General features: G+C 64.2%; 18 protein-coding genes. 11 read left to right on the forward strand and 7 right to left on the reverse strand.

What is annotated here, in order from left to right; translation table 11 throughout:
* The first annotated feature begins 207 nt into the window (after positions 1–207).
* Together P3R38_RS06405 and P3R38_RS06410 are read left to right on the forward strand one after the other, a co-directional pair.
* Positions 208–519 carry a DUF485 domain-containing protein gene (locus tag P3R38_RS06405; protein WP_023379239.1) on the forward strand — a complete coding sequence of 104 codons (312 nt, stop codon included), beginning with the start codon at positions 208–210 and terminating at the stop codon, positions 517–519.
* Entirely contained in the window at positions 516–2180 is a 1665-nt protein-coding gene (locus tag P3R38_RS06410) for a cation acetate symporter (protein ID WP_277686922.1), read from the forward strand. Before P3R38_RS06405 ends, P3R38_RS06410 begins: the two co-directional genes overlap by 4 nt.
* Before the next feature lie 67 nt (positions 2181–2247).
* Here the strand turns inward: P3R38_RS06410 and P3R38_RS06415 are convergent, their stop codons facing one another.
* Positions 2248–2400, reverse strand: coding sequence for a DUF3309 family protein (locus tag P3R38_RS06415; RefSeq protein ID WP_003252624.1), 153 nt, complete (start codon positions 2398–2400; stop codon positions 2248–2250).
* A gap of 236 nt (positions 2401–2636) precedes the next feature.
* Here P3R38_RS06415 and P3R38_RS06420 point away from each other — a divergent pair, with 236 nt between their 5' ends.
* Both P3R38_RS06420 and csrA read left to right on the forward strand, forming a co-directional pair.
* Positions 2637–3446 (forward strand): SDR family oxidoreductase, encoded by an 810-nt coding sequence (locus P3R38_RS06420; RefSeq protein WP_023379241.1) that lies wholly within the window; start codon positions 2637–2639, stop codon positions 3444–3446.
* A 128-nt stretch (positions 3447–3574) separates the two neighbouring features.
* A complete protein-coding gene (gene csrA / locus P3R38_RS06425; RefSeq protein ID WP_023379242.1) occupies positions 3575–3763 on the forward strand; it encodes a carbon storage regulator CsrA in 189 nt (62 codons plus the stop codon).
* A gap of 3 nt (positions 3764–3766) precedes the next feature.
* Here csrA and P3R38_RS06430 read toward each other — a convergent pair whose 3' ends face one another.
* The 5 genes from P3R38_RS06430 to mnmC form a co-directional block, all read right to left on the reverse strand.
* The gene (locus P3R38_RS06430; RefSeq protein ID WP_023379243.1) at positions 3767–3994 is read right to left on the reverse strand and encodes a YheU family protein; all 228 of its coding nucleotides are present in this window, start codon (positions 3992–3994) and stop codon (positions 3767–3769) included.
* Positions 3995–4094: 100 nt separating this feature from the next.
* On the reverse strand, positions 4095–5267 hold the full coding sequence (locus tag P3R38_RS06435) for an osmoprotectant NAGGN system M42 family peptidase (RefSeq protein WP_023379244.1): 1173 nt from the start codon (positions 5265–5267) through the stop codon (positions 4095–4097).
* A gap of 250 nt (positions 5268–5517) precedes the next feature.
* The gene (gene ngg, locus P3R38_RS06440) at positions 5518–7269 is read right to left on the reverse strand and encodes an N-acetylglutaminylglutamine synthetase (protein WP_023379245.1); all 1752 of its coding nucleotides are present in this window, start codon (positions 7267–7269) and stop codon (positions 5518–5520) included.
* Positions 7270–7272: 3 nt separating this feature from the next.
* Complete coding sequence (locus P3R38_RS06445; protein ID WP_277686923.1) at positions 7273–9060, reverse strand: N-acetylglutaminylglutamine amidotransferase; 1788 nt, start codon at positions 9058–9060, stop codon at positions 7273–7275.
* Positions 9061–9273: 213 nt separating this feature from the next.
* Positions 9274–11241 (reverse strand): bifunctional tRNA (5-methylaminomethyl-2-thiouridine)(34)-methyltransferase MnmD/FAD-dependent 5-carboxymethylaminomethyl-2-thiouridine(34) oxidoreductase MnmC, encoded by a 1968-nt coding sequence (gene mnmC / locus P3R38_RS06450; RefSeq protein ID WP_277686924.1) that lies wholly within the window; start codon positions 11239–11241, stop codon positions 9274–9276.
* A gap of 146 nt (positions 11242–11387) precedes the next feature.
* Between mnmC and pap the strand changes: the two genes are divergently transcribed.
* Positions 11388–12881: a polyphosphate:AMP phosphotransferase gene (gene pap / locus P3R38_RS06455; RefSeq protein WP_023379249.1), complete on the forward strand. Its 1494-nt coding sequence runs from the start codon at positions 11388–11390 to the stop codon at positions 12879–12881.
* Between the two features lie 199 nt (positions 12882–13080).
* Positions 13081–14043, forward strand: coding sequence for a DMT family transporter (locus tag P3R38_RS06460; RefSeq protein WP_277686925.1), 963 nt, complete (start codon positions 13081–13083; stop codon positions 14041–14043).
* Between the two features lie 123 nt (positions 14044–14166).
* On the opposite strand, the gene P3R38_RS06465 is transcribed toward P3R38_RS06460, so the two are convergent.
* The gene (locus tag P3R38_RS06465; protein ID WP_023379251.1) at positions 14167–15561 is read right to left on the reverse strand and encodes a class II fumarate hydratase; all 1395 of its coding nucleotides are present in this window, start codon (positions 15559–15561) and stop codon (positions 14167–14169) included.
* A gap of 153 nt (positions 15562–15714) precedes the next feature.
* On the opposite strand from P3R38_RS06465, the gene P3R38_RS06470 reads away from it, so the two are divergent.
* From P3R38_RS06470 to P3R38_RS06490, 5 genes are all read left to right on the forward strand, one after another.
* Complete coding sequence (locus P3R38_RS06470) at positions 15715–16239, forward strand: DUF2059 domain-containing protein (RefSeq protein WP_023379252.1); 525 nt, start codon at positions 15715–15717, stop codon at positions 16237–16239.
* Positions 16240–16249: 10 nt separating this feature from the next.
* Positions 16250–16549, forward strand: a complete 300-nt coding sequence (locus tag P3R38_RS06475; protein WP_023379253.1) for a BolA family protein — start codon at positions 16250–16252, stop codon at positions 16547–16549.
* A gap of 187 nt (positions 16550–16736) precedes the next feature.
* Positions 16737–17669 carry a rhodanese-related sulfurtransferase gene (locus tag P3R38_RS06480; RefSeq protein WP_023379254.1) on the forward strand — a complete coding sequence of 311 codons (933 nt, stop codon included), beginning with the start codon at positions 16737–16739 and terminating at the stop codon, positions 17667–17669.
* A gap of 3 nt (positions 17670–17672) precedes the next feature.
* Entirely contained in the window at positions 17673–18305 is a 633-nt protein-coding gene (locus tag P3R38_RS06485) for a DsbA family protein (protein ID WP_277686926.1), read from the forward strand.
* Entirely contained in the window at positions 18298–20130 is a 1833-nt protein-coding gene (locus P3R38_RS06490) for an ABC transporter ATP-binding protein (protein ID WP_027906878.1), read from the forward strand. Before P3R38_RS06485 ends, P3R38_RS06490 begins: the two co-directional genes overlap by 8 nt.
* Positions 20131–20176: the final 46 nt, after the last annotated feature.

A 20176-nucleotide genomic window follows, 5' to 3' on the forward strand; every position in this document is an offset into this window, starting at 1 on the left:
ACGTAGGAGCGAGCCTTGCTGGCGATGCGCCGCGCGGGCGGCGCTCTATCTACGTGCCTGTGCAAGACCCAAGACCAGCACAGCTTTTTTACGGATTCTGTAAAACACCGTTGCATCTAAGACTAAGGTCGTCTGGTTGGTGTCCAAAGGCAGCATAAAGTAAGGGTGTGGGTTCCATCCCCTATCTGTGCTGCTAGGACAAAAACAATGAACGACAGCATTTACCTCTCGATACAAAACAGCCCGCGGTTCAAGGAGCTGGTCACCAAACGCGAACGGTTTGCCTGGGTTCTCTCGGCAATCATGCTCGGCCTGTACTGCGCTTTCATCCTTCTGATCGCCTACGGTCCTCAGATTCTGGGCGCCAAGCTCAGCCCTGAGTCGTCGATCACCTGGGGCATTCCCCTGGGCGTCGGTCTGATCGTCTCGGCATTCGTCCTCACCGCCATCTACGTTCGCCGCGCCAACGGCGAGTTCGATGAGCTGAACAAGGCCATCCTGAAGGAGGCGCAACAATGATTCGCCACGCCAAAGCCTTGGCCGTACTGGCCTGCGGTGCTTTTGCACCCGCCGTGTGGGCTGCCGATGCCCTGACCGGCGAGGTGCAGAAACAGCCGCTGAACGTGTCGGCGATCGCCATGTTCGTGGCCTTCGTCGCTTTCACCCTGGGCATCACCTACTGGGCCTCCAAACGCAACAAGTCGGCGGCGGACTACTACGCTGCCGGCGGCAAGATCACAGGCTTCCAGAACGGCCTGGCGATCGCCGGCGACTACATGTCGGCAGCCTCGTTCCTGGGTATTTCCGCGCTGGTGTTCACCTCTGGCTACGATGGCCTGATCTACTCGATCGGTTTCCTCGTCGGCTGGCCGATCATCCTGTTCCTGATCGCCGAGCGGCTGCGTAACTTGGGCAAGTACACCTTTGCCGACGTGGCTTCTTACCGCCTCGGGCAGAAGGAGATCCGCACCCTGTCGGCATCCGGTTCGCTGGTGGTGGTGGCGTTCTACCTGATTGCGCAGATGGTCGGCGCGGGCAAGCTGATCGAGCTGCTGTTCGGCCTGGACTACCACGTCGCGGTCATCCTGGTGGGTATCCTGATGTGCCTGTACGTGCTGTTCGGCGGCATGCTGGCCACCACTTGGGTACAGATCATCAAGGCCGTGCTGCTGCTGTCCGGTGCCAGCTTCATGGCGCTGATGGTGATGAAGTACGTGGGCTTCGACTTCAACACCCTGTTCTCCGAAGCGATCAAGGTGCACAGCAAAGGCGAGGCGATCATGAGCCCTGGCGGCCTGGTCAAGGACCCGATCTCGGCGTTCTCCCTGGGCCTGGCGCTGATGTTCGGTACCGCTGGCCTGCCGCATATCCTGATGCGCTTCTTTACCGTCAGTGACGCCAAGGAAGCTCGCAAGAGCGTGCTGTATGCCACTGGCTTCATCGGTTACTTCTACATCCTGACCTTCATCATCGGCTTCGGCGCGATCCTGCTGGTCAGCACCAACCCAGACTTCAAGGACGCCGCTGGCGCCCTGATCGGCGGCAACAACATGGCGGCGGTGCACCTGGCCGATGCCGTGGGTGGCAGTGTGTTCCTCGGCTTCATCTCGGCGGTGGCCTTCGCCACCATCCTGGCGGTGGTCGCCGGCCTGACCCTGGCCGGTGCCTCGGCGGTGTCCCATGACCTTTACGCCAGCGTCTGGCGCAAGGGCAAGGCCAACGACAAGGACGAGATCCGCGTGTCGAAGATCACCACCATCGCCCTGGGCGTGCTGGCGATCGGTCTGGGTATTCTGTTCGAGAAGCAGAACATCGCCTTCATGGTCGGCCTGGCCTTCTCCATCGCCGCCAGCTGCAACTTCCCAGTGCTGCTGCTCTCGATGTACTGGAAGAAGCTGACCACCCGTGGCGCCATGATCGGCGGCTGGCTGGGGCTGGTCAGCGCGGTGACGCTGATGATCCTCGGCCCTACCATCTGGGTGCAGATCCTCGGCCACGAAAAACCGGTCTACCCGTACGAGTACCCGGCGCTGTTCTCGATGCTGATCGCCTTCGTCGGTATCTGGTTCTTCTCGGTCACCGACAAGTCCAAGGCCGCCGAAGACGAGCGTGCGCTGTTCTTCCCGCAGTTCGTTCGTTCGCAAACGGGCCTGGGGGCTTCTGGCGCTGTGTCCCACTAAACACTGAAGATGTAAAAAAACCGCGATACGGGGCGACCCGTATCGCGGTTTTTTCGTACCAGGCCGGCTAGATCATGCCCAGTAGCAATAGCACCAGCAGAATCACCAGCACCACGCCGATGATGCCGGAAGGGCCATAGCCCCAACTGCGCGAGTGTGGAAAGACCGGTAAGCCACCAATCAAGAGCAGGATCAGGATGATGATGAGGATCGTGGTCATAACGGAGTCCTTGGGTAGTTGAAGGGCAAGGGCCTCGGACTGCTGGCCTCTTGCTAATTCGGACTGGTGGGCGAGGGGAAAGATTCCATTTTTGTGTGTTCGGCCCCACGCACCCATCGTCGGCAGGCTGACTGCTGCGGGCGATGGGCCCCCATTCACTACCCTGATTAACCCTGCCTGCCACCCACGCCTTGATTAGACTCGTCTCATCACCTGTCAGAACAAGGCCTGCCACCATGCAAAACCGCATCATGATCACCGGCGCCGGTTCCGGCCTCGGCCGCGAGATCGCCCTGCGCTGGGCGCGCGAGGGCTGGCGCCTGGCGCTGGCCGACGTCAACGAAGCCGGCCTGCGCGAAACCCTCGAACTGTGCCGCGCGGTCGGTGGCGACGGCTTCGTGCAACGTTGCGACGTGCGCGACTACAGCCAGCTCACCGCCCTGGCCCAGGCTTGCGACGAGAAACTCGGCGGTATCGATGTCATCGTCAACAATGCCGGTGTCGCCTCGGGTGGCTTCTTCGCCGAGCTGTCGCTGGAGGACTGGGACTGGCAGATCGCGGTCAACCTGATGGGCGTGGTCAAGGGGTGCAAGGCATTCCTGCCGCTGCTCGAACGCAGCAGGGGGCGCATCATCAACATCGCCTCCATGGCTGCGTTGATGCAGGGGCCGGGCATGAGCAACTACAACGTGGCCAAGGCCGGTGTGTTAGCGCTTTCGGAGAGTCTGCTGGTCGAACTGCGCCAGGTCGAGGTGGCGGTTCATGTGGTATGTCCGTCGTTCTTCCAGACCAACCTGCTCGATTCTTTCCGTGGGCCGGACCCGGCCATGAAGGCCCAGGTCGGCAAGCTGCTGGAAGGCTCGCCGATCAGCGCCGCCCAGATTGCCGAGCATATCCATCGGCAGGTGGCAGCCGGGGAATTCCTGATCCTGCCTCACGAAGCGGGCCGCCAGGCCTGGCAACTCAAACGCCAGGCCCCGGAGCGGCTGTATGACGAGATGGCGGAAATGGCGGTGAAGATGCGAGCCAAGGCTCAAAGCCGCTGACCGTGAGGGTTGTCTGTAGGGCGATTTACCACATCGTGTAGGGTTGTTCTGAATTTCGGTCAAGGCGTTGAGTAGCCTAATGTGCCCGATGCAGTCTCCAGTTTTCCCTGTCGCTGGAGGATCGGAGCATGTTGGTCATTACGCGTGAAATCGGCGAGGTCATCACCATCGGTGACGACATTCGGATCAAGGTGGTGGAGGTACGGGACCACGTGGTGCGCATGGGCGTGGATGCACCGCGTGAAGTGGCGGTGCACCGCAGTGAGGTCTATAAGCGCATCAAGGCCGGCGAGCAACCCAAGCTGCACACGCTTTGACGGTCAGTCGAGCAATTCCCGTGGCACATCGTGGCGGGCCAGCAGCTGGCACTGCTGGCTCTCGGGATCGAAGAGAATGAACGCCTGCCCTTTGGCCAGCGCTTGGCGCACCCGCAGCACGCGGGTTTCCAGCGGGGTATCGTCACCGTTGTCGGTGCCGTCGCGGGTCACGAAGTCTTCGATCAGGCGGGTCAGTGTGTCGGCTTGCAGTTGGTCGTAGGGGATCAGCATGTCAGGTGCGTTTCCAGGAGCGTAGGTACGGACATGCTACGCGAAACCTCAGGAAGTGGGGGCCGCGGTGCGGCCCATCGCGACGCAAGGCCGCCCCACTTCAACCTTTGTTGCCGATCAGGCTGTCCACCGCGGGCACCCGGGTGTCGCTCTCCATTTGCGCATCGTGCTCCAGTTGGTGGCTGAAGCGCTCGAGCGAGGTATTGGCCGGCTGCGAGTCGCTGGCGAACACCGGCGGACTGAGCAGGTAGCCCGACAACAAGCGGCTGAGCGCGGCCAGGCTGTCGATATGGGTGCGCTCATAGCCGTGGGTGGCGTCACAGCCGAAGGCCACCAGCGCGGTGCGGATATCGTGCCCGGCGGTGACTGCCGAATGGGCGTCGCTGAAGTAGTAGCGGAACACATCGCGCCGCACCGGCAGGCATTGGTCTCCGGCCAGTTTCAGCAGATGGCGCGACAGATGGTAGTCGTAGGGACCGGAGGAGTCCTGCATGGCCACGCTTACCGCATGCTCGCTCGATGCCTGGCCGGGCGCGACTGGCGCGATGTCGATGCCGACGAATTCGCTCACGTCCCAGGGCAGGGCGGCGGCGGCGCCGGAGCCGGTTTCCTCAGTGATGGTGAACAGCGGATGGCAGTCGATCAGCGGCTGTCGTCCACTGTCGACCACCGCCTTGAGGGCGGTCAGCAAGGCCGCCACGCCGGCCTTGTCATCCAGGTGGCGGGCGCTGATATGGCCACTTTCGGTAAACTCCGGCAGTGGGTCGAAGGCAACGAAATCACCGATGGCCAGGCCCAGCGCCTCGCAGTCGGCCCGTGTGGCGCAATAGGCATCCAGACGCACCTCGACGTGTTCCCAGCTCACGGGCATCTGGTCGATGGCGGTGTTGAAGGCGTGACCGCTGGCCATCAGCGGCAGCACGCTGCCGCGGTAGACACCGGTGTCGGTGAACACACTGACCCGGCTGCCTTCGGCGAACCGGCTGGACCAGCAACCCACGGGCGCCAAGGCTAGGCGGCCGTTGTCCTGCAGTTGCCGCACGCTGGCGCCGATGGTGTCCAGATGCGCCGAGACGGCGCGGTCGGGGGAGTTCTGCCGGCCCTTGAGGGTGGCACGGATGGTGCCGCGTCGGGTCAGCTCGTAGGGGATGCCCAGTTCATCCAGGCGTTCGGCCACGTAGCGCACGATGGTGTCGGTGAATCCGGTGGGGCTGGGGATGGCAAGCATCTCCAGCAGCACGCGCTTGAGGTAGTCCAGATCGGGTTCGGGCATGTGCACTCCTCTGATCGTTGTATGGGCCATGCCGGCTTCTTCACCAGTAAACCCGCTCCCACAGGTTCAGGGCAGGAGCGGAGAGGCCGGCACAGGCGCTGAAATTCATCCACTCAGGCTAGGCTCTGTACGAACACCCTTGATACTCGGTGATGCTGCGTTGAAAACAGCCTCGCAATGCTCATTTACAACCCGTAAACGCCGCTTCCTCGGCTGTTTTCGCCTTGCCTGACCTTCGTCTCGAGACGTTTCATGAAGACCCTAATGGCCGGCTATGCGGAAACAGCAAGTCGACGAAGCGTTCGGCAGTGGGTTGCGGTTCATGGTTGGCCAGGCCAACCCGCTCGTTGGCCTCGATGATCACGTAGTCCGGCTGCGCGGCATCGCGCACCATAAGGTCAAGGCCAACCACCGGAATCTCCAGCGCGCGGGCAGCCCGCACGGCCGCATCGGCCAGCACCGGGTGCAGGCGTTCGGTCACATCCTCCAGGGTGCCGCCTGTGTGCAGGTTGGCGGTGCGACGCACAGCCAGGCGCTGGCCGGCAGGCAGCACGCTGGCGTAGTCCAGGCCTGCGTCGCGCAAGGTGCGCTCGGTTTCATCGTCCATGGGAATACGGCTTTCGCCACCGGTAGCGGCCTGGCGACGGCGGCTCTGGGCGTCGATCAGCTGCTTGACGCTGTGCTTGCCGTCGCCGATCACCTGGGCCGGATGACGAATGGCCGCCGCGACCACTTCATGGCCAATCACTACGATGCGCAGGTCGTGGCCGGGGTGGAAGCTTTCCAGCAGCACGCGGCTGTCGAAGCGGCGGGCTTGGTCTACAGCCTGGCAAACCTCGTCGTAGGTGGTCAGGTTGACCGCCACCCCTTGGCCTTGCTCGCCATCGACCGGCTTGACCACCACCGCCCCATGCTCTTCGAGAAACGCCAGGTTGTCGTCGGCGTTGCCAGCCAGCTGCTGCACCGGCACCTGCAATCCGGCAGCGTGCAGCGCCTGGCGGGTGAGGCACTTGTCCTGGCAGAGGGTCATGCTCAGCGCGCTGGTGAGGTCGCTCAGCGACTCGCGACAACGCACCCGCCGCCCGCCCAGGCTAAGGGTGAACAGCCCATGGGCGGCATCGTCCACCTGCACCTCGATGCCGCGTCGGTAGGCTTCATCGACGATGATCCGGGCATAGGGGTTGAGCTCGGCCTCGGGGCCGGGGCCCAGGAACAGTTGCTGGTTGATGCCGTTCTTGCGCTTGACCGCGAAGGTTGGCAGGTTGCGGAACCCAAGCTTCTGGTAAAGGCGCTTGGCCTGACGGTTGTCGTGCAACACCGACAGGTCAAGGTAGGCCAGGCCACGGCTCATGAAGTGCTCGATCAGGTGACGCACCAGGACTTCGCCGACGCCTGGACGGCTGCACTGCGGGTCAACCGCCAGGCACCACAGGCTGCTGCCCAATTCCGGGTCGTCGAAGGCCTTGGCATGGTTCAGGCCCATCACGCTGCCAATCACCGCACCACTGTCTTCATCTTCGGCCAGCCAGTAGACCGGCCCGCCCAGGTGGCGCGGCGTCAGTCGCTCGGCCTGGATCGGCAGCATGCCTCGCGCCTGGTACAGGCCGTTGATGGCCTGCCAGTCAGTTTCGCTTTGCGCCCGGCGGATACGAAACCCGCGGAATACCCGCTGTGCCGGACGGTAGTCGGTAAACCACAGACGCAGGGTGTCGGAAGGGTCGAGGAACAGATGCTGCGGCGCCTGGGCCAGCACTTGCTGGGGCGCGGCCACGTACAAGGCGATATCGCGCTCGCCGGGGCGCTCCTCCTGCAGCGCCTCGGCAAGGCTCGCGGCATCCGGGAAGGTGTGGCCGATCAGCAGGCGGCCCCAGCCGCAGTGCAGTGCCCGGGGCTGGTCGTGGGGTTCGCTGCCGTCACCGGCCAGGCGCGCCTGCAGGCGCTCATAGGACGGCGACTGGCCACGCAGCAGGCGCTGACCGTAAGCGATTTCGTGAGCTTTCATCGGTCAGATTCCTTGTTCGCTGAGCCACAGGTTCAGGGCTGCCAGTTGCCACAGCTTGGAGCCACGCAGCGGGGTCAGTTGGCCGTGAGGGTTACTCAGCAGGCGGTCGAGCATGGCAGGGTTGAACAGTCCACGGTCCTGGCTGGGGTCAGTCAGCAGTTCGCGCACCCAGTCCAAGGTCGCGCCTTGCAAATGCTTGAGGCCCGGTACGGGAAAGTAACCTTTCTTGCGGTCGATCACCTCATGGGGGATAACTCGCCGCGCGGCATGCTTGAGCACGTGCTTGCCGCCATCGGGCAGCTTGAAGCGGGCCGGAATGCGCGCCGAAAGCTCGACCAGACGGTAATCCAGGAACGGCGTTCGGGCTTCCAGGCCCCAGGCCATGGTCATGTTGTCGACGCGCTTGACCGGGTCGTCCACCAGCATCACCGTGCTGTCCAGGCGCAGGGCCTTGTCGACGGCATCGGCGGCACCTGGCCGGGCGAAGTGTTCACGCACGTAGTCGCCGGCAACGTCGGTTTCCAGCAACCAGGGGGCCTGTACCGTGTCGCGATACTCGGGATGGCTGCGATCGAAGAACGCGTCGCGGTAGGCGCTGTAAGGATCCTGGGCGCCCTCCAGCTGCGGGTACCAATGGTAGCCGGCGAACAGCTCGTCGGCGCCCTGGCCGCTCTGCACGCCCTTGCAGTGCTTGGCCACTTCGCGCGACAGCAGGTAGAAAGCGATGCAGTCGTGGCTGACCATCGGTTCGCTCATGGCACGGAAGGCGGCCGGCAACTGCTCGATGATTTCCTGTTCGGCGATGCGCAGCTTGTGGTGTCGGGTGCCGTAGTGCTTGGCAATCAGGTCGGAGTACTGGAACTCGTCGCCGCGCTCGCCGCCTGCGTCCTCGAAACCGATGGAGAAGGTCGACAGGTCGTCCACGCCGACTTCACGCAGCAGGCCGACCAGCAGGCTGGAGTCGACCCCACCGGAAAGCAGCACTCCGACATCCACCGCGGCGCGTTGGCGAATGGCCACCGCCTCGCGGGTGGCATCGAGCACCCGGGTGGTCCAGCCTTCAAGGTCGAGCTCCCGCTCATTCAGGTTCGGCCCATAGTGCAGCTGCCACCAGGTCTGGCGCTCGACTTCGCCATGGCGGTCGATACGCATCCAGGTGCCCGGTTCCAGTTTCTGCACGTTGGCCAGCAGTGTGCGTGGCGCCGGCACCACGGCGTGGAAGTTCAGGTAGTGGTTGAGGGCGACCGGGTCGATCATCGGATCGATGTCGCCGCCCTTGAGCAGCGCAGGCAGCGTCGACGCGAAGCGCAGGCGCTCACCGTTGCGAGACAGGTACAGCGGCTTGACGCCCAGACGGTCGCGGGCCAGGAACAGGCGCTGCTGATCGCGCTCCCAGATAGCCAGGGCGAACATCCCGTTGAGCTTGGGCAGCAAGGCGGCGCCCCAGGCGTGATAGCCCTTGAGCAGCACCTCGGTGTCGCCGTCGGACCAGAAGGTGTAGCCCAGGTCCTGCAGCTCTTGGCGCAACTCGGGGAAGTTGTAGATGGCGCCGTTGAACGCCAGCGACAGCCCCAGGGTGTTGTCGACCATGGGCTGGGCCGAGCCATCGGACAGGTCCATGATCTTCAGCCGACGGTGGCCGAGGGCGATCGGGCCTTGGCTATGGAAACCCCAGGCATCGGGGCCTCGGGGCGCCAGGTGATGAGTGATGCGCTCTACCGCGGCCAGGTCGGCCGGGCGAGGGGCTTGGTCGAGGGGGGTGAAACGTAACTCTCCTGCTAATCCGCACATAGGTCCTTACCGGTTTTTCCGTTGGGGAATCAGTGCCCTGTGAAGGGCGTGTACCAGAAACTGACCGGAGGGGATTGTGAGAGTTTTAGAACGATCTGTTATATGCAGCCCGCTGCGCTTACACACCGCGCCAGGAGCGAGCCGTGCTCGCGATACGCCGCGCGGGTCGCGCCCGATCCCACAGACGCACCCCATCGATCGGCAACCCGCCCATCACGTTCCCCGAATCAACCGGCGCAACGCGAACCGATTCGGATGACAAGCCTGTGCCACTGCCTGTGGCACTGGCAATGGCTCACCGCTTGCCCAAGCCGCCACCAGTTCCCCGCAAAGCGGCGCGGTAATCAGCCCGCGCGACCCATGCCCGCTGTTCACGTACAGCCCTTCGACCCACGGACACGGCACGTCCGGCACCTGCCGCGCATCCTTGCCCAGCACCGCGTAGGCCTCGTTGAACGCCTGCGGCTCGGCCACAGGCCCGACGATCGGCAGGTAATCCGGGCTGGTACAGCGGAACGCGGCTCGCCCCTGCAGCTGCGCGGGGTCGAGGTCGGCGGTAGCCAGACGTTGGGCCAGATCCACGGAGATCTCATCCAACAGCGCCAGGTTGCCTTGGTGCTCGGCCAGGGTCGGCGCCAGGTCCTGGTTATGGAAATCGAAACTGGCGCCCAAGGTGTGTTCGTCGCCACGCGGCGGTGCCACGTAGCCCTCGGCACACACGACCGTGCGCAGCGCTCGGCTGCTGTCGGTCGCCGGCAGGCGGGTGATCTGCCCCCTGATACGCTTGAGCGGCAGCCCGGCGCAGGGCTCGAAGCGACGCACGTCAGCAGCACCGGCCAACACCACCACTGGCGCGCTGGCCAGCAGGCGTTCGCCATTCCAGGCCTGCCACAGGCCATTGGTCTTGCGCAGCTCGATCACCTCATGATGCGTCAACACGCGAATGCCGGGGTGCTGCAACTGTGCCTGGCACAGCGCGGGGGGGTGTACCCAACCGCCTTCCGGATAGAACAACCCGCCCGCTGGCAGCGCGACGCCGGCAACCGCCTCGGCTTCGGCGCGCTCAAGGCTGTGCAGCAGGCTGCTGTCGAAGGCGTCGGCGAGTTTCTGCTGGCGCTCGGCCTCCTTGGCGTCGAACGCCAATTGCAAAACCCCACAGCTGTCCCACGCCTCGCCGCGTTGCAGGCGCTCCAGTTGTCGCCGGGTGTAACCGAAGCCAGAGAGGATCATCTGCGACAGGGCGGTGCCGTGGGCGGACAGTTTCAGGTACAGCACCCCTTGGGGGTTTCCGGAAGCTTCCCGGGCCGCGGCATCGTGGCGTTCCAGCACCGTGACCTGCCAGCCGCGGGCGGCGAGGCTGGCGGCGCTGGCACTGCCGGCCAGCCCCGCGCCGATCACCAGCGCCTCGCGCGGGCCGTCGATAGCCGGTGGTCGGGCATACCAGGGTGGGGTTTGCGTGCTTGCCGCGAGGCCGCCGAATTCGCCGCTCATCACTTCCCATTTCTTGCCGATGCCGGGCACCTTCTTCATGGCGAAGCCCGCTTCCACCAGCCCACGGCGTACCCAGCCGGTGGTGGTGAAGGTGCCCAGCGTGGTACCTGGGTACGACAGCCGGGCCAGGTGCGCGAACAGCTCAGGGGTCCACATGTCGGGGTTCTTCGCCGGGGCGAAGCCATCCAGGAACCACACATCGACCTTGGCATCGAGCTGCGGCAGTTGCTCCAGCACGTCGCCGATCAACAAGGTGAGGGTGACCCGGCCATCGTCGAAGGTGAACGGCTGAAACCCCTGGTGCACCGCCACGTACTGCTTCAGGAACGGCTCGGTGCAGGCCGCCAGCTCCGGCCACAGGCGTACCGCGCGGGCCATGTCGGCAGGGGCGAGCGGGTACTTTTCGACACTGACGAAATGCAGGCGCGCCGTGACGGGGGCGTGCTGCCTGAACAACTGCCAGGCGCAGAAGAAATTCAGGCCGGTACCGAACCCCGTCTCACCGATCACCAGGCAGGCTTGAGGTGCCAGGTTGGCGAAGCGCTGACGCAGACGGTTCTGTTCGATGAACACGTGCACGGTTTCCTCGATGCCTTCGTTCTTCGAGAAATACACATCGTCGTACTGCCGCGAATGGGGGCGGCCCTGGTCGTCCCAGTCGATCTGGGCGTGCTGGAGGAGGGTGGACATGGTGGGCTCGGGTTGTCGCGAAGGGGGGGATTTTATGCCATCTGCCGGCGTTGCGCAGTCCTCGCCGGCAAGCACCTCGATAGAGCCAGTGCAGGTGGCGCAAATCCGCTAGTCTTGTCTATCCAATGCAAGGAGCCAGCGCAGCCATGTTCGAATCCGCGGAAATCGGTCACAGCATCGACAAGGAAACCTTCGAGGCCGAGGTACCGGCCCTGCGTGAAGCCTTGCTCGAAGCCCAGTACGAGCTCAAGCAGCAGGCGCGCTTTCCGGTGATCGTGCTGATCAACGGCATCGAAGGCGCCGGCAAGGGCGAGACGGTGAAGCTGCTGAACGAGTGGATGGACCCGCGCCTGATCGACGTGCTGACCTTCGACCAGCAGACCGACGAAGAGCTGGCCCGTCCACCGGCCTGGCGCTACTGGCGCGCCTTGCCGCCCAAGGGACGCATGGGCGTCTTCTTCGGCAACTGGTACAGCCAGATGCTTCAGGGGCGGGTCCATGGCTTGTTCAAGGATGCCGTGCTCGACCAGGCGATCACGGGTGCCGAGCGCCTGGAGCAGATGCTCTGCGATGAAGGCGCGCTGATCATCAAGTTCTGGTTCCACCTGTCCAAGAAACAGATGAAGGCCCGGCTCAAGGCGCTCAAGGACGACCCGCTGCACAGTTGGCGCATCAGCCCGCTGGACTGGCAGCAGTCGGAGACCTATGACCGCTTCGTTCGCTTTGGCGAGCGGGTGCTGCGCCGCACCAGCCGCGACTATGCGCCCTGGCATGTCATCGAAGGTGTCGACCCCTACTACCGCAGCCTGGCGGTGGGGCGCATCCTGCTCGACAGCCTGCAAGCGGCGCTGGCCATCAACCCCAAGGGCAAGCACCAGGGCAACGTGGCGCCGCTGGGGCGTAGCATCGACCAGCGCAGCCTGATCGGCGCCCTGGACCTGACCCGGCGGCTGGACAAGAGCGACTACCAGGAACAGCTGGTTACCGAGCAGGCACGCCTGGCCGGCCTGCTGCGGGACAAGCGCATGCGCCGGCATGCCCTGGTCGCGGTGTTCGAAGGAAACGATGCCGCCGGCAAGGGCGGGGCCATACGCCGCGTGGCTGCCGCGCTCGACCCCCGTCAGTACCGCATCGTGCCGATCGCCGCGCCCACCGAAGAAGAGCGCGCCCAGCCGTACCTGTGGCGCTTCTGGCGGCACATTCCGGCACGGGGGAAGTTCACCATCTTCGACCGGTCGTGGTATGGACGCGTGCTGGTGGAAAGGGTCGAAGGGTTCTGCACACCGGCCGACTGGATGCGCGCCTATGGCGAGATCAACGATTTCGAAGAGCAACTGGTCAATGCCGGCGTGGTGTTGGTCAAGTTCTGGCTGGCCATCGACCAGCAGACCCAGCTGGAGCGCTTCGAGGAGCGCGAGCAGATTCCGTTCAAGCGCTACAAGATCACCGAGGAGGACTGGCGCAACCGCGAGAAGTGGGGCGTCTACAGCGAAGCAGTGGGCGACATGGTCGACCGTACCAGCAGCGAGATCGCGCCGTGGACACTGGTGGAAGCCAATGACAAGCGCTGGGCACGAGTGAAGGTGTTGCGCACCCTCAATGACGCGTTGGAAGCTGCGTTCGCCAAAGACAAGAAATAGCGGAAAGGGGAGGTTGGCTGGGCGGGCCTCCTCGTGCAACCTGCTTCCTCAGGCGTCGTGGGGCATGGCTGGCCCATCCATCAAGCCATGCCTTGCAAGAATGACCTGATGAATTCTTTTCTCGCCACACGCCGCGGACTCAGGCCTGTAAACCCGTAGAATCCTACCTACCCCCACCACGGGCTCGTTCGAGGACACTATGCACACCACTTCCGGCCGCTGGGGCTATGGACTGTTCCTGGCCCTGTTGACGGCGCTGCTCTGGGGCATATTGCCGATCAAGTTGAAGCAGGTGCTGCAAGTGGTCGATCCGGTCACCGTCACCTGGTACCGCCTGCTGGTGTCGGGCGGGCTGCTGTTCGCCTGGCTGTCGGCCCAGCGGCGGCTACCCTCGTTCGGCAAGCTGGGGCGCAAGGGCAAGGGCCTGGTGGTGGTTGCCATCGGTGGCTTGATGGGCAACTACGTGCTCTACCTGATCGGCCTCAAGTTGCTCAGCCCCGGCACTGCGCAACTGGTGGTGCAGCTTGGGCCAGTGCTGTTGCTGGTGGCCAGCGTGTTCGTGTTCAAGGAGCGGTTCAGCCTGGGGCAGGGCATTGGTTTGCTGATTCTGCTGGCAGGCTTTGGCCTGTTCTTCAACCAGCGGCTGGAAGAGCTGCTGACCTCGCTGGGTGTCTACACCACTGGCGTACTGACCATCATCCTGGCCACCAGCATCTGGGTGTTCTATGCCTTGAGCCAGAAGCAGCTGCTGACGGTGTGGAATTCGCAGCAGGTGATGATGGTGATCTATCTGGGTTGCGCGGCGTTGCTCACCCCCTGGGTACACCCGCTGGAGGCGCTTGCGCTTTCGCTGGTGCAAGGCTGGCTGCTGCTGGCCTGCTGCCTGAATACCCTGGTGGCCTATGGCGCCTTTGCCGAGGCCTTGGCCCATTGGGAAGCGTCGAAGGTCAGTGCCACGCTGGCGCTGACCCCGTTGGTAACCTTCGTGGCGGTTGCGGCGGCGGCCTGGGTATGGCCGGACCATGTCCACGCCGAGGAGATCAATGGCCTGGGCTATGTGGGGGCGGTGACGGTGGTGATCGGTTCGGCGCTGGTGGCGTTGGGGCCGTCGCTGGTGGCGGGGTGGCGGGCAAGGAATGCACGCCTGGCCCAAGTTCGCTGAACATCGCCGCCCAGTCGGATTTTACAGTGCATTTCACGGCCCATGTGGCCCATGGGGAGTGGCCTTGCGTCGTGAAAGGGCCGCAGCGCGGCCCCGGCTTGCTCGACTGCGACGCACCCTGGGTTAGCCCTTGCCTCCGGGCGCCAACATGTTCTGCGGCCTGACCCATTCATCGAACTGTTCGTTGGTCAGGTACTTCAACTCCAGTGCCGCCTCACGCAAGGTCTTGCCCTCGGCGTAGGCCTTCTTGGCAATTTCCGCGGCCTTGTCATAGCCGATATGCGGGTTCAGCGCGGTCACCAGCATCAACCCTCGCTCCAGATGCGCGGCCATTTGCTCGGCATCCGGCTCGATCCCGGCCACGCAATGCGCCTGGAAGTTGCGACATCCGTCGGCCAGCAGTTCGATGGACTGCAGCAGGTTGTGGATGATCACCGGCTTGAACACGTTCAACTGCAGGTGACCTTGGCTGGCGGCGAAGCCGATGGCGGCATCATTGCCCAGCACCTGACAGGCCAGCATCGACAGCGCCTCGCACTGGGTCGGGTTGACCTTGCCAGGCATGATCGAACTCCCAGGCTCGTTGGCCGGCAGGCGCACTTCGGCCAGCCCTGCGCGCGGCCCGGAGCCCAGCAGGCGCAGGTCGTTGGCGATTTTCATCAGTGCCACCGCCAGGGTCTTGAGGGCGCCGGCCAGGCTGGTCAGGGGTTCGTGGCCGGCGAGGGCGGCGAACTTGTTCGGCGCGGTGACGAAGGGCAGGCCGGACAGTGCGGCCAGCTCGGCAGCCACGGCCTCGGCGAACCCGTGTGGGGCGTTCAGGCCTGTACCGACGGCCGTGCCGCCCTGGGCCAGTTCGCACACTGCCGGCAGCGTGGCGCGGATGGCGCGCTGGGCATAGTCGAGCTGGGCGACGAACGCCGACACTTCCTGGCCGAACGTGATCGGGGTGGCATCCATCATGTGCGTGCGGCCGGTCTTGACCAGCTTGTGGTGGCGCGCCGAGAGCTCGGCAAGGCCCGACGACAGTTCGGCAATCGCTGGCAGCAGGCGCTCCTGCACCGCTTGGGCGGCGGCGATGTGCATGGCAGTGGGGAAGCAGTCGTTGGAACTCTGCGAACGGTTGACGTGATCGTTGGGGTGGACCGGCGCCTTGCCGCCACGGCCCTTGCCGGCCAGCTCGTTGGCGCGCCCGGCGATCACTTCGTTGACGTTCATGTTGCTTTGCGTGCCGCTACCGGTCTGCCAGACGACGAGTGGAAACTGGTCGTCGTGCTGGCCTGCGAGCACTTCGTCGGCGGCCTGCTCGATCAGGCGGGCGATGTCGGCGGGCAAGTCGCCGTTGCGGTCGTTGACCCGTGCCGCGGCTTTCTTGATCAGCGCCAGGGCGTGCAGCACCGCGAGCGGCATGCGTTCCTTGCCAATGGCAAAGTTGATCAGCGAGCGCTGGGTCTGCGCGCCCCAGTAGGCGTCGTCCGGAACTTCGACCGGGCCCAGGCTGTCTGTCTCGATACGGCTCATGCTGCGCTCACTCCTTTGTAGTCTGAAATCGCAGTTTAGGCCCTCATTCGGCAGAGCGGTTCCATCGCTCGTCGTGCCACTTGAGCACTTCGCCACCACAGCGCAGAATGCTCTACTCTGAGGTACCCGCCTCCCTTTCTTGAAGGAAATGCAATGACCCGTCTCCGTGTCCTCTGTGCCGCCGTTGCCCTGGCCTGCGCCAGCGGCCAGGTGCTCGCTGCCACCGCCAGCCACAACGCTGCCGCCGAGAAATTCCTGACCCTGGCCAACGCCGACAAGCTGGGCACTCCGGTGTACATGCAGGTCCAGCAGATGTTCGCCCAGCGCTTCGCCCAGACCAAGGCGCCTGCCTCCAAGCAGTCGGTGCTGGAAAGCTACCAGGCCAAGGCCAACGCCGCCCTGGACAGCGCCATTGGTTGGAACAAGCTCAAGCCGAAGATGGTCGACCTGTACACCCAGACCTTCACCGAGCAGGAGCTCAAGGACCTGGTCAAGTTCTACGAGTCGCCGCTTGGCAAGAAAGTGCTGCGCGAAATGCCCAAAGTCACCCAGCAGTCGGCCCAGTTGACCCAGCAGAGCCTGGAGCCTGCCGTGCCGGTGGTGAACAAGCTGCTCGACGACATGACCAAGGAACTGGACCCGAACGCTGGCAAGGCCGCGGCGCCGGCGAAGAAGTGAGTAACACCCGATGACCATGCAGGAACGTATCCACCAGCAACTGACAGCGCTGGCGCCGCAACACCTTGAAGTGCTCAACGAAAGCCACATGCACAGCCGTGGCCAGGAGACCCACTACAAGGCAGTCATCGTCAGCGAGCAGTTCGCCGGCCTGAACAGCGTCAAGCGCCACCAGAAGGTGTACGCCACCATGGGCGAGCTGATGAGCCAGATCCATGCACTGGCGATTCACACCTACACCGCCGAGGAATGGACCCAGGTTGGCGCCGCACCGGCCTCGCCAGTGTGCGCCGGTGGCGGCAAGCACTGATTCCTTTTTTTTGTTCTGGTAGAATCCGCGTCATCCCAAGGGGGCCGCTGCGCGGCCCATCGCCAGCAAGCCCGCGCCTACAGCCTGTAGGCGTCGGCTTGCCAGCGATGGGCTGCACGGCAGCCCCTTTGCTTTTGTAGAACCCGGTCCGCCCCTTACGAGGGCAACCACCTGGAGATTCAGATTCATGTCCCAAGCTATCGTCGTGGCGGCGCTGTACAAGTTCGTCACCCTGGAAGACTACGTCGAACTGCGCGAGCCGCTGCTAAAGACCATGCTCGACAACGGCGTGAAAGGTACCCTGCTGCTGGCCCACGAGGGCATCAACGGTACCGTTTCCGCCACCCGCGAAGGCATCGACGCGCTGCTCGCCTGGCTGCGCAACGACCCGCGCCTGGTCGATGTCGACCACAAAGAGTCCTACTGCGACGAGCAACCGTTCTACCGCACCAAGGTCAAGCTCAAGAAAGAGATCGTCACCCTCGGCGTGCCGGGCGTGGACCCCAACCAGAAGGTCGGCACCTACGTCGATCCGAAGGACTGGAACGCCCTGATCAGCGACCCGGAGGTGCTGCTGATCGACACCCGCAACGACTACGAAGTGGCCATCGGCACCTTCAAGGGCGCCATCGATCCAAAGACCGAAACCTTCCGCGAGTTCCCCGAGTACATCAAGGCCAACTTCGACCCGAGCAAGCACAAGAAGGTGGCGATGTTCTGCACCGGTGGCATCCGTTGCGAAAAAGCCTCCAGCTACATGCTCGGTGAAGGCTTCGAGGAGGTCTATCATCTTAAGGGCGGCATTCTGAAATACTTCGAGGAAGTGCCTCAGGAAGAAAGCCTCTGGGACGGCGACTGCTTCGTCTTCGACAACCGGGTCACGGTGCGCCATGACCTGAGTGAAGGCGAGTACGACCAGTGCCATGCCTGCCGCCACCCGATCAATGTGGAGGACCGTGCGTCCGAGCATTACTCGCCTGGTGTCAGCTGCCCACACTGCTGGGACACCCTGAGTGAGAAGACCCGGCGCAGCGCCATCGACCGGCAGAAGCAGATCGAGCTCGCCAAGGCGCGCAACCTGCCACATCCGATCGGTTACAACTACAAAGCCGAGGCTTGATACATGTCCGCACGCCTGCTCTATGTGATGGACCCGATGTGCTCCTGGTGCTGGGGCTTCGCACCCGTTGCTGAGGCCCTGATCGCCCAGGCGCGTGAGGCCGGTGTACCGACGCGTGTGGTGCCGGGCGGGTTGCGTACCGGCGGCAGTGCCTTGGACGCATCCACGCGTAAGTACATCCTCGAGCATTGGCAGGCGGTGGCGGATGCCACCGGGCAACCGTTTCGTTTCGACGGGGCGATGCCCGACGGTTTCGTCTATGACACCGAGCCGGCATGCCGCGCCCTGGTAACCGCCCGCGAGCTGGACGCCGAGCGCGTCTGGCCGCTGCTGGCGCTGATCCAGCGTTCTTTCTACGAGCAGGGTGTGGATGTCACCCGTGCCCCGCAACTGGTCGAGCTGGCCGAACAAGTGGGCTTCGACCGCGAGCGGTTTGCCCAGCACTTCGCCAGCCACGACGTCCGCGCCGCCACGGCAGCCGACTTCAGCTGGGTGCAGGATTTGGGTATCGCCGGTTTTCCGACCCTGCTGGCCGAGCGTAATGGGCAGTTGGCCTTGCTGACCAATGGCTACCAGCCGCTGGGTCGCCTGCAACCCTTGCTTGGCCGCTGGCTAGGGCAGGCCGCCTGTGCTTGATCTGCCAGGGTCACCCGACCCTGTGCCGGGGAAACCCTCTTCCGTGGCCGATCGTCTGAGCTGGGCGGAAATTCGCCGCCTGGCCCTGCATCACAAGAAACAGCTGTGGTCCGCCAACCTGGTCGCCGTGTTGGCCGCGTGCTGCAGCGTGCCCATTCCGCTGCTGCTGCCATTGCTGGTGGACGAGGTGCTGCTCGGCCACGGTGATGCTGCATTGAAGTGGATGAACCACCTGCTGCCGACCGGCTGGCAAGTGGCCGCGGGCTACATCGGCCTGATGCTGGTGGCCACGCTGTGCCTGCGCCTGGCGGCTCTGGCGTTCAACGTTATCCAGGCCAAGCTGTTCGCCGGTTTGGCGAAGGACATCGTCTACCGCCTGCGCATCCGCCTGATCGAGCGCCTCAAGCGCATTTCCTTGAAAGAGTACGAAAGCCTCGGCAGCGGCACGGTGACCACTCACCTGGTCACCGACCTGGATACCCTCGACAAATTCGTCGGCGAGACCCTTAGCCGGTTCCTGGTCGCCATGCTCACCCTGACCGGCACCGCCGCCATCCTCATCTGGATGCACTGGAAGCTGGCCTTGCTGATTCTGTTGTTCAACCCGCTGGTGATCTACTTCACCGTGCAGTTGGGCAAGCGCGTCAAGCACCTGAAGAAGCTCGAAAACGACAGCACCTCGCGCTTTACCCAGGCCTTGGCCGAAACCCTCGACGCCATCCAGGAGATACGCGCCGGCAACCGCCAGGGCTACTTCCTGGGGCGCCTTGGCCTGCGGGCCCGGGAGGTGCGGGACTACGCCGTGGAGTCGCAATGGAAGAGCGATGCCAGTGGCCGTGCCAGTGGCCTGCTGTTCCAGTTCGGTATCGATATCTTCCGTGCCGCGGCCATGCTCACGGTGCTGTTCTCGGACTTGTCCATCGGCCAGATGCTGGCCGTGTTCAGCTACTTGTGGTTCATGATCGGGCCGGTGGAACAACTGCTGAACCTGCAGTACGCCTATTATGCGGCCGGTGGTGCGCTGAGCCGTGTCAACGAGCTGCTGGCACGTGACGACGAGCCGCAGTACCCGGCGGCCTGCGACCCGTTCGCCGGGCGCGAGACGGTGGGCATCGAAGTGCGAGACCTGCGCTTCGCCTACGCCGACGAGCCGGTGCTGGAACACCTCGACCTGGCCATTGCGCCGGGGGAGAAGGTGGCCATCGTGGGCGCCAGTGGCGGAGGCAAGAGCACGCTGGTGCAACTGCTGCTGGGGCTGTACAGCGCCCAGGCCGGCACCATTCGCTTCGGTGGCGCCAGCTTGCAGGAAATTGGCCTGGAAACCCTGCGCGAGAACGTTGCGGTGGTGCTGCAGCATCCGTCGCTGTTCAACGACACCGTACGCGCCAACCTGACCATGGGCCGCGAATGTACCGACGAGGCCTGCTGGCAGGCCCTGCGCGTGGCCCAGCTGGATGCGACCATCGCTGCTTTGCCGCAAGGCCTGGACAGCGTGGTCGGCCGTTCCGGGGTGCGCCTTTCCGGTGGCCAGCGTCAGCGCCTGGCCATCGCCCGTATGGTACTGGCCGAGCCCAAGGTGGTGATTCTCGACGAGGCCACCTCGGCCCTGGACGCTGCCACTGAATACAACTTGCACCAAGCCTTGTCGCACTTCCTGCGGGGCCGCACCACGTTGATCATCGCCCACCGCCTTTCGGCAGTGAAGCAGGCGGATCGGGTGCTGGTGTTCGATGGCGGGCATGTGGCCGAAGATGGCGGACACCAGCAGTTGATCGCCGAAGGCGGCCTGTACGCCAAGCTTTACGGGCATTTGCAGCAGACTTGACGAGCCGGTCGCCGGCTCGTCGGTCCGCCCGGAACCGCAAAATTTT

The organism is Pseudomonas sp. NyZ480 (assembly GCF_029537255.1).
Lineage (GTDB): Bacteria > Pseudomonadota > Gammaproteobacteria > Pseudomonadales > Pseudomonadaceae > Aquipseudomonas > Aquipseudomonas taiwanensis.

Bases quoted from the DNA above. Each gene is read 5' to 3' on its own strand.
- P3R38_RS06405 (WP_023379239.1), top strand. From the start codon at position 208: ATGAACGACAGCATTTACCTCTCGATACAAAACAGCCCGCGGTTCAAG.
- P3R38_RS06410 (WP_277686922.1), top strand. From the start codon at position 516: ATGATTCGCCACGCCAAAGCCTTGGCCGTACTGGCCTGCGGTGCTTTT.
- P3R38_RS06415 (WP_003252624.1), bottom strand. From the start codon at position 2,400: ATGACCACGATCCTCATCATCATCCTGATCCTGCTCTTGATTGGTGGC.
- P3R38_RS06420 (WP_023379241.1), top strand. From the start codon at position 2,637: ATGCAAAACCGCATCATGATCACCGGCGCCGGTTCCGGCCTCGGCCGC.
- csrA (WP_023379242.1), top strand. From the start codon at position 3,575: ATGTTGGTCATTACGCGTGAAATCGGCGAGGTCATCACCATCGGTGAC.
- P3R38_RS06430 (WP_023379243.1), bottom strand. From the start codon at position 3,994: ATGCTGATCCCCTACGACCAACTGCAAGCCGACACACTGACCCGCCTG.
- P3R38_RS06435 (WP_023379244.1), bottom strand. From the start codon at position 5,267: ATGCCCGAACCCGATCTGGACTACCTCAAGCGCGTGCTGCTGGAGATG.
- ngg (WP_023379245.1), bottom strand. From the start codon at position 7,269: ATGAAAGCTCACGAAATCGCTTACGGTCAGCGCCTGCTGCGTGGCCAG.
- P3R38_RS06445 (WP_277686923.1), bottom strand. From the start codon at position 9,060: ATGTGCGGATTAGCAGGAGAGTTACGTTTCACCCCCCTCGACCAAGCC.
- mnmC (WP_277686924.1), bottom strand. From the start codon at position 11,241: ATGTCCACCCTCCTCCAGCACGCCCAGATCGACTGGGACGACCAGGGC.
- pap (WP_023379249.1), top strand. From the start codon at position 11,388: ATGTTCGAATCCGCGGAAATCGGTCACAGCATCGACAAGGAAACCTTC.
- P3R38_RS06460 (WP_277686925.1), top strand. From the start codon at position 13,081: ATGCACACCACTTCCGGCCGCTGGGGCTATGGACTGTTCCTGGCCCTG.
- P3R38_RS06465 (WP_023379251.1), bottom strand. From the start codon at position 15,561: ATGAGCCGTATCGAGACAGACAGCCTGGGCCCGGTCGAAGTTCCGGAC.
- P3R38_RS06470 (WP_023379252.1), top strand. From the start codon at position 15,715: ATGACCCGTCTCCGTGTCCTCTGTGCCGCCGTTGCCCTGGCCTGCGCC.
- P3R38_RS06475 (WP_023379253.1), top strand. From the start codon at position 16,250: ATGACCATGCAGGAACGTATCCACCAGCAACTGACAGCGCTGGCGCCG.
- P3R38_RS06480 (WP_023379254.1), top strand. From the start codon at position 16,737: ATGTCCCAAGCTATCGTCGTGGCGGCGCTGTACAAGTTCGTCACCCTG.
- P3R38_RS06485 (WP_277686926.1), top strand. From the start codon at position 17,673: ATGTCCGCACGCCTGCTCTATGTGATGGACCCGATGTGCTCCTGGTGC.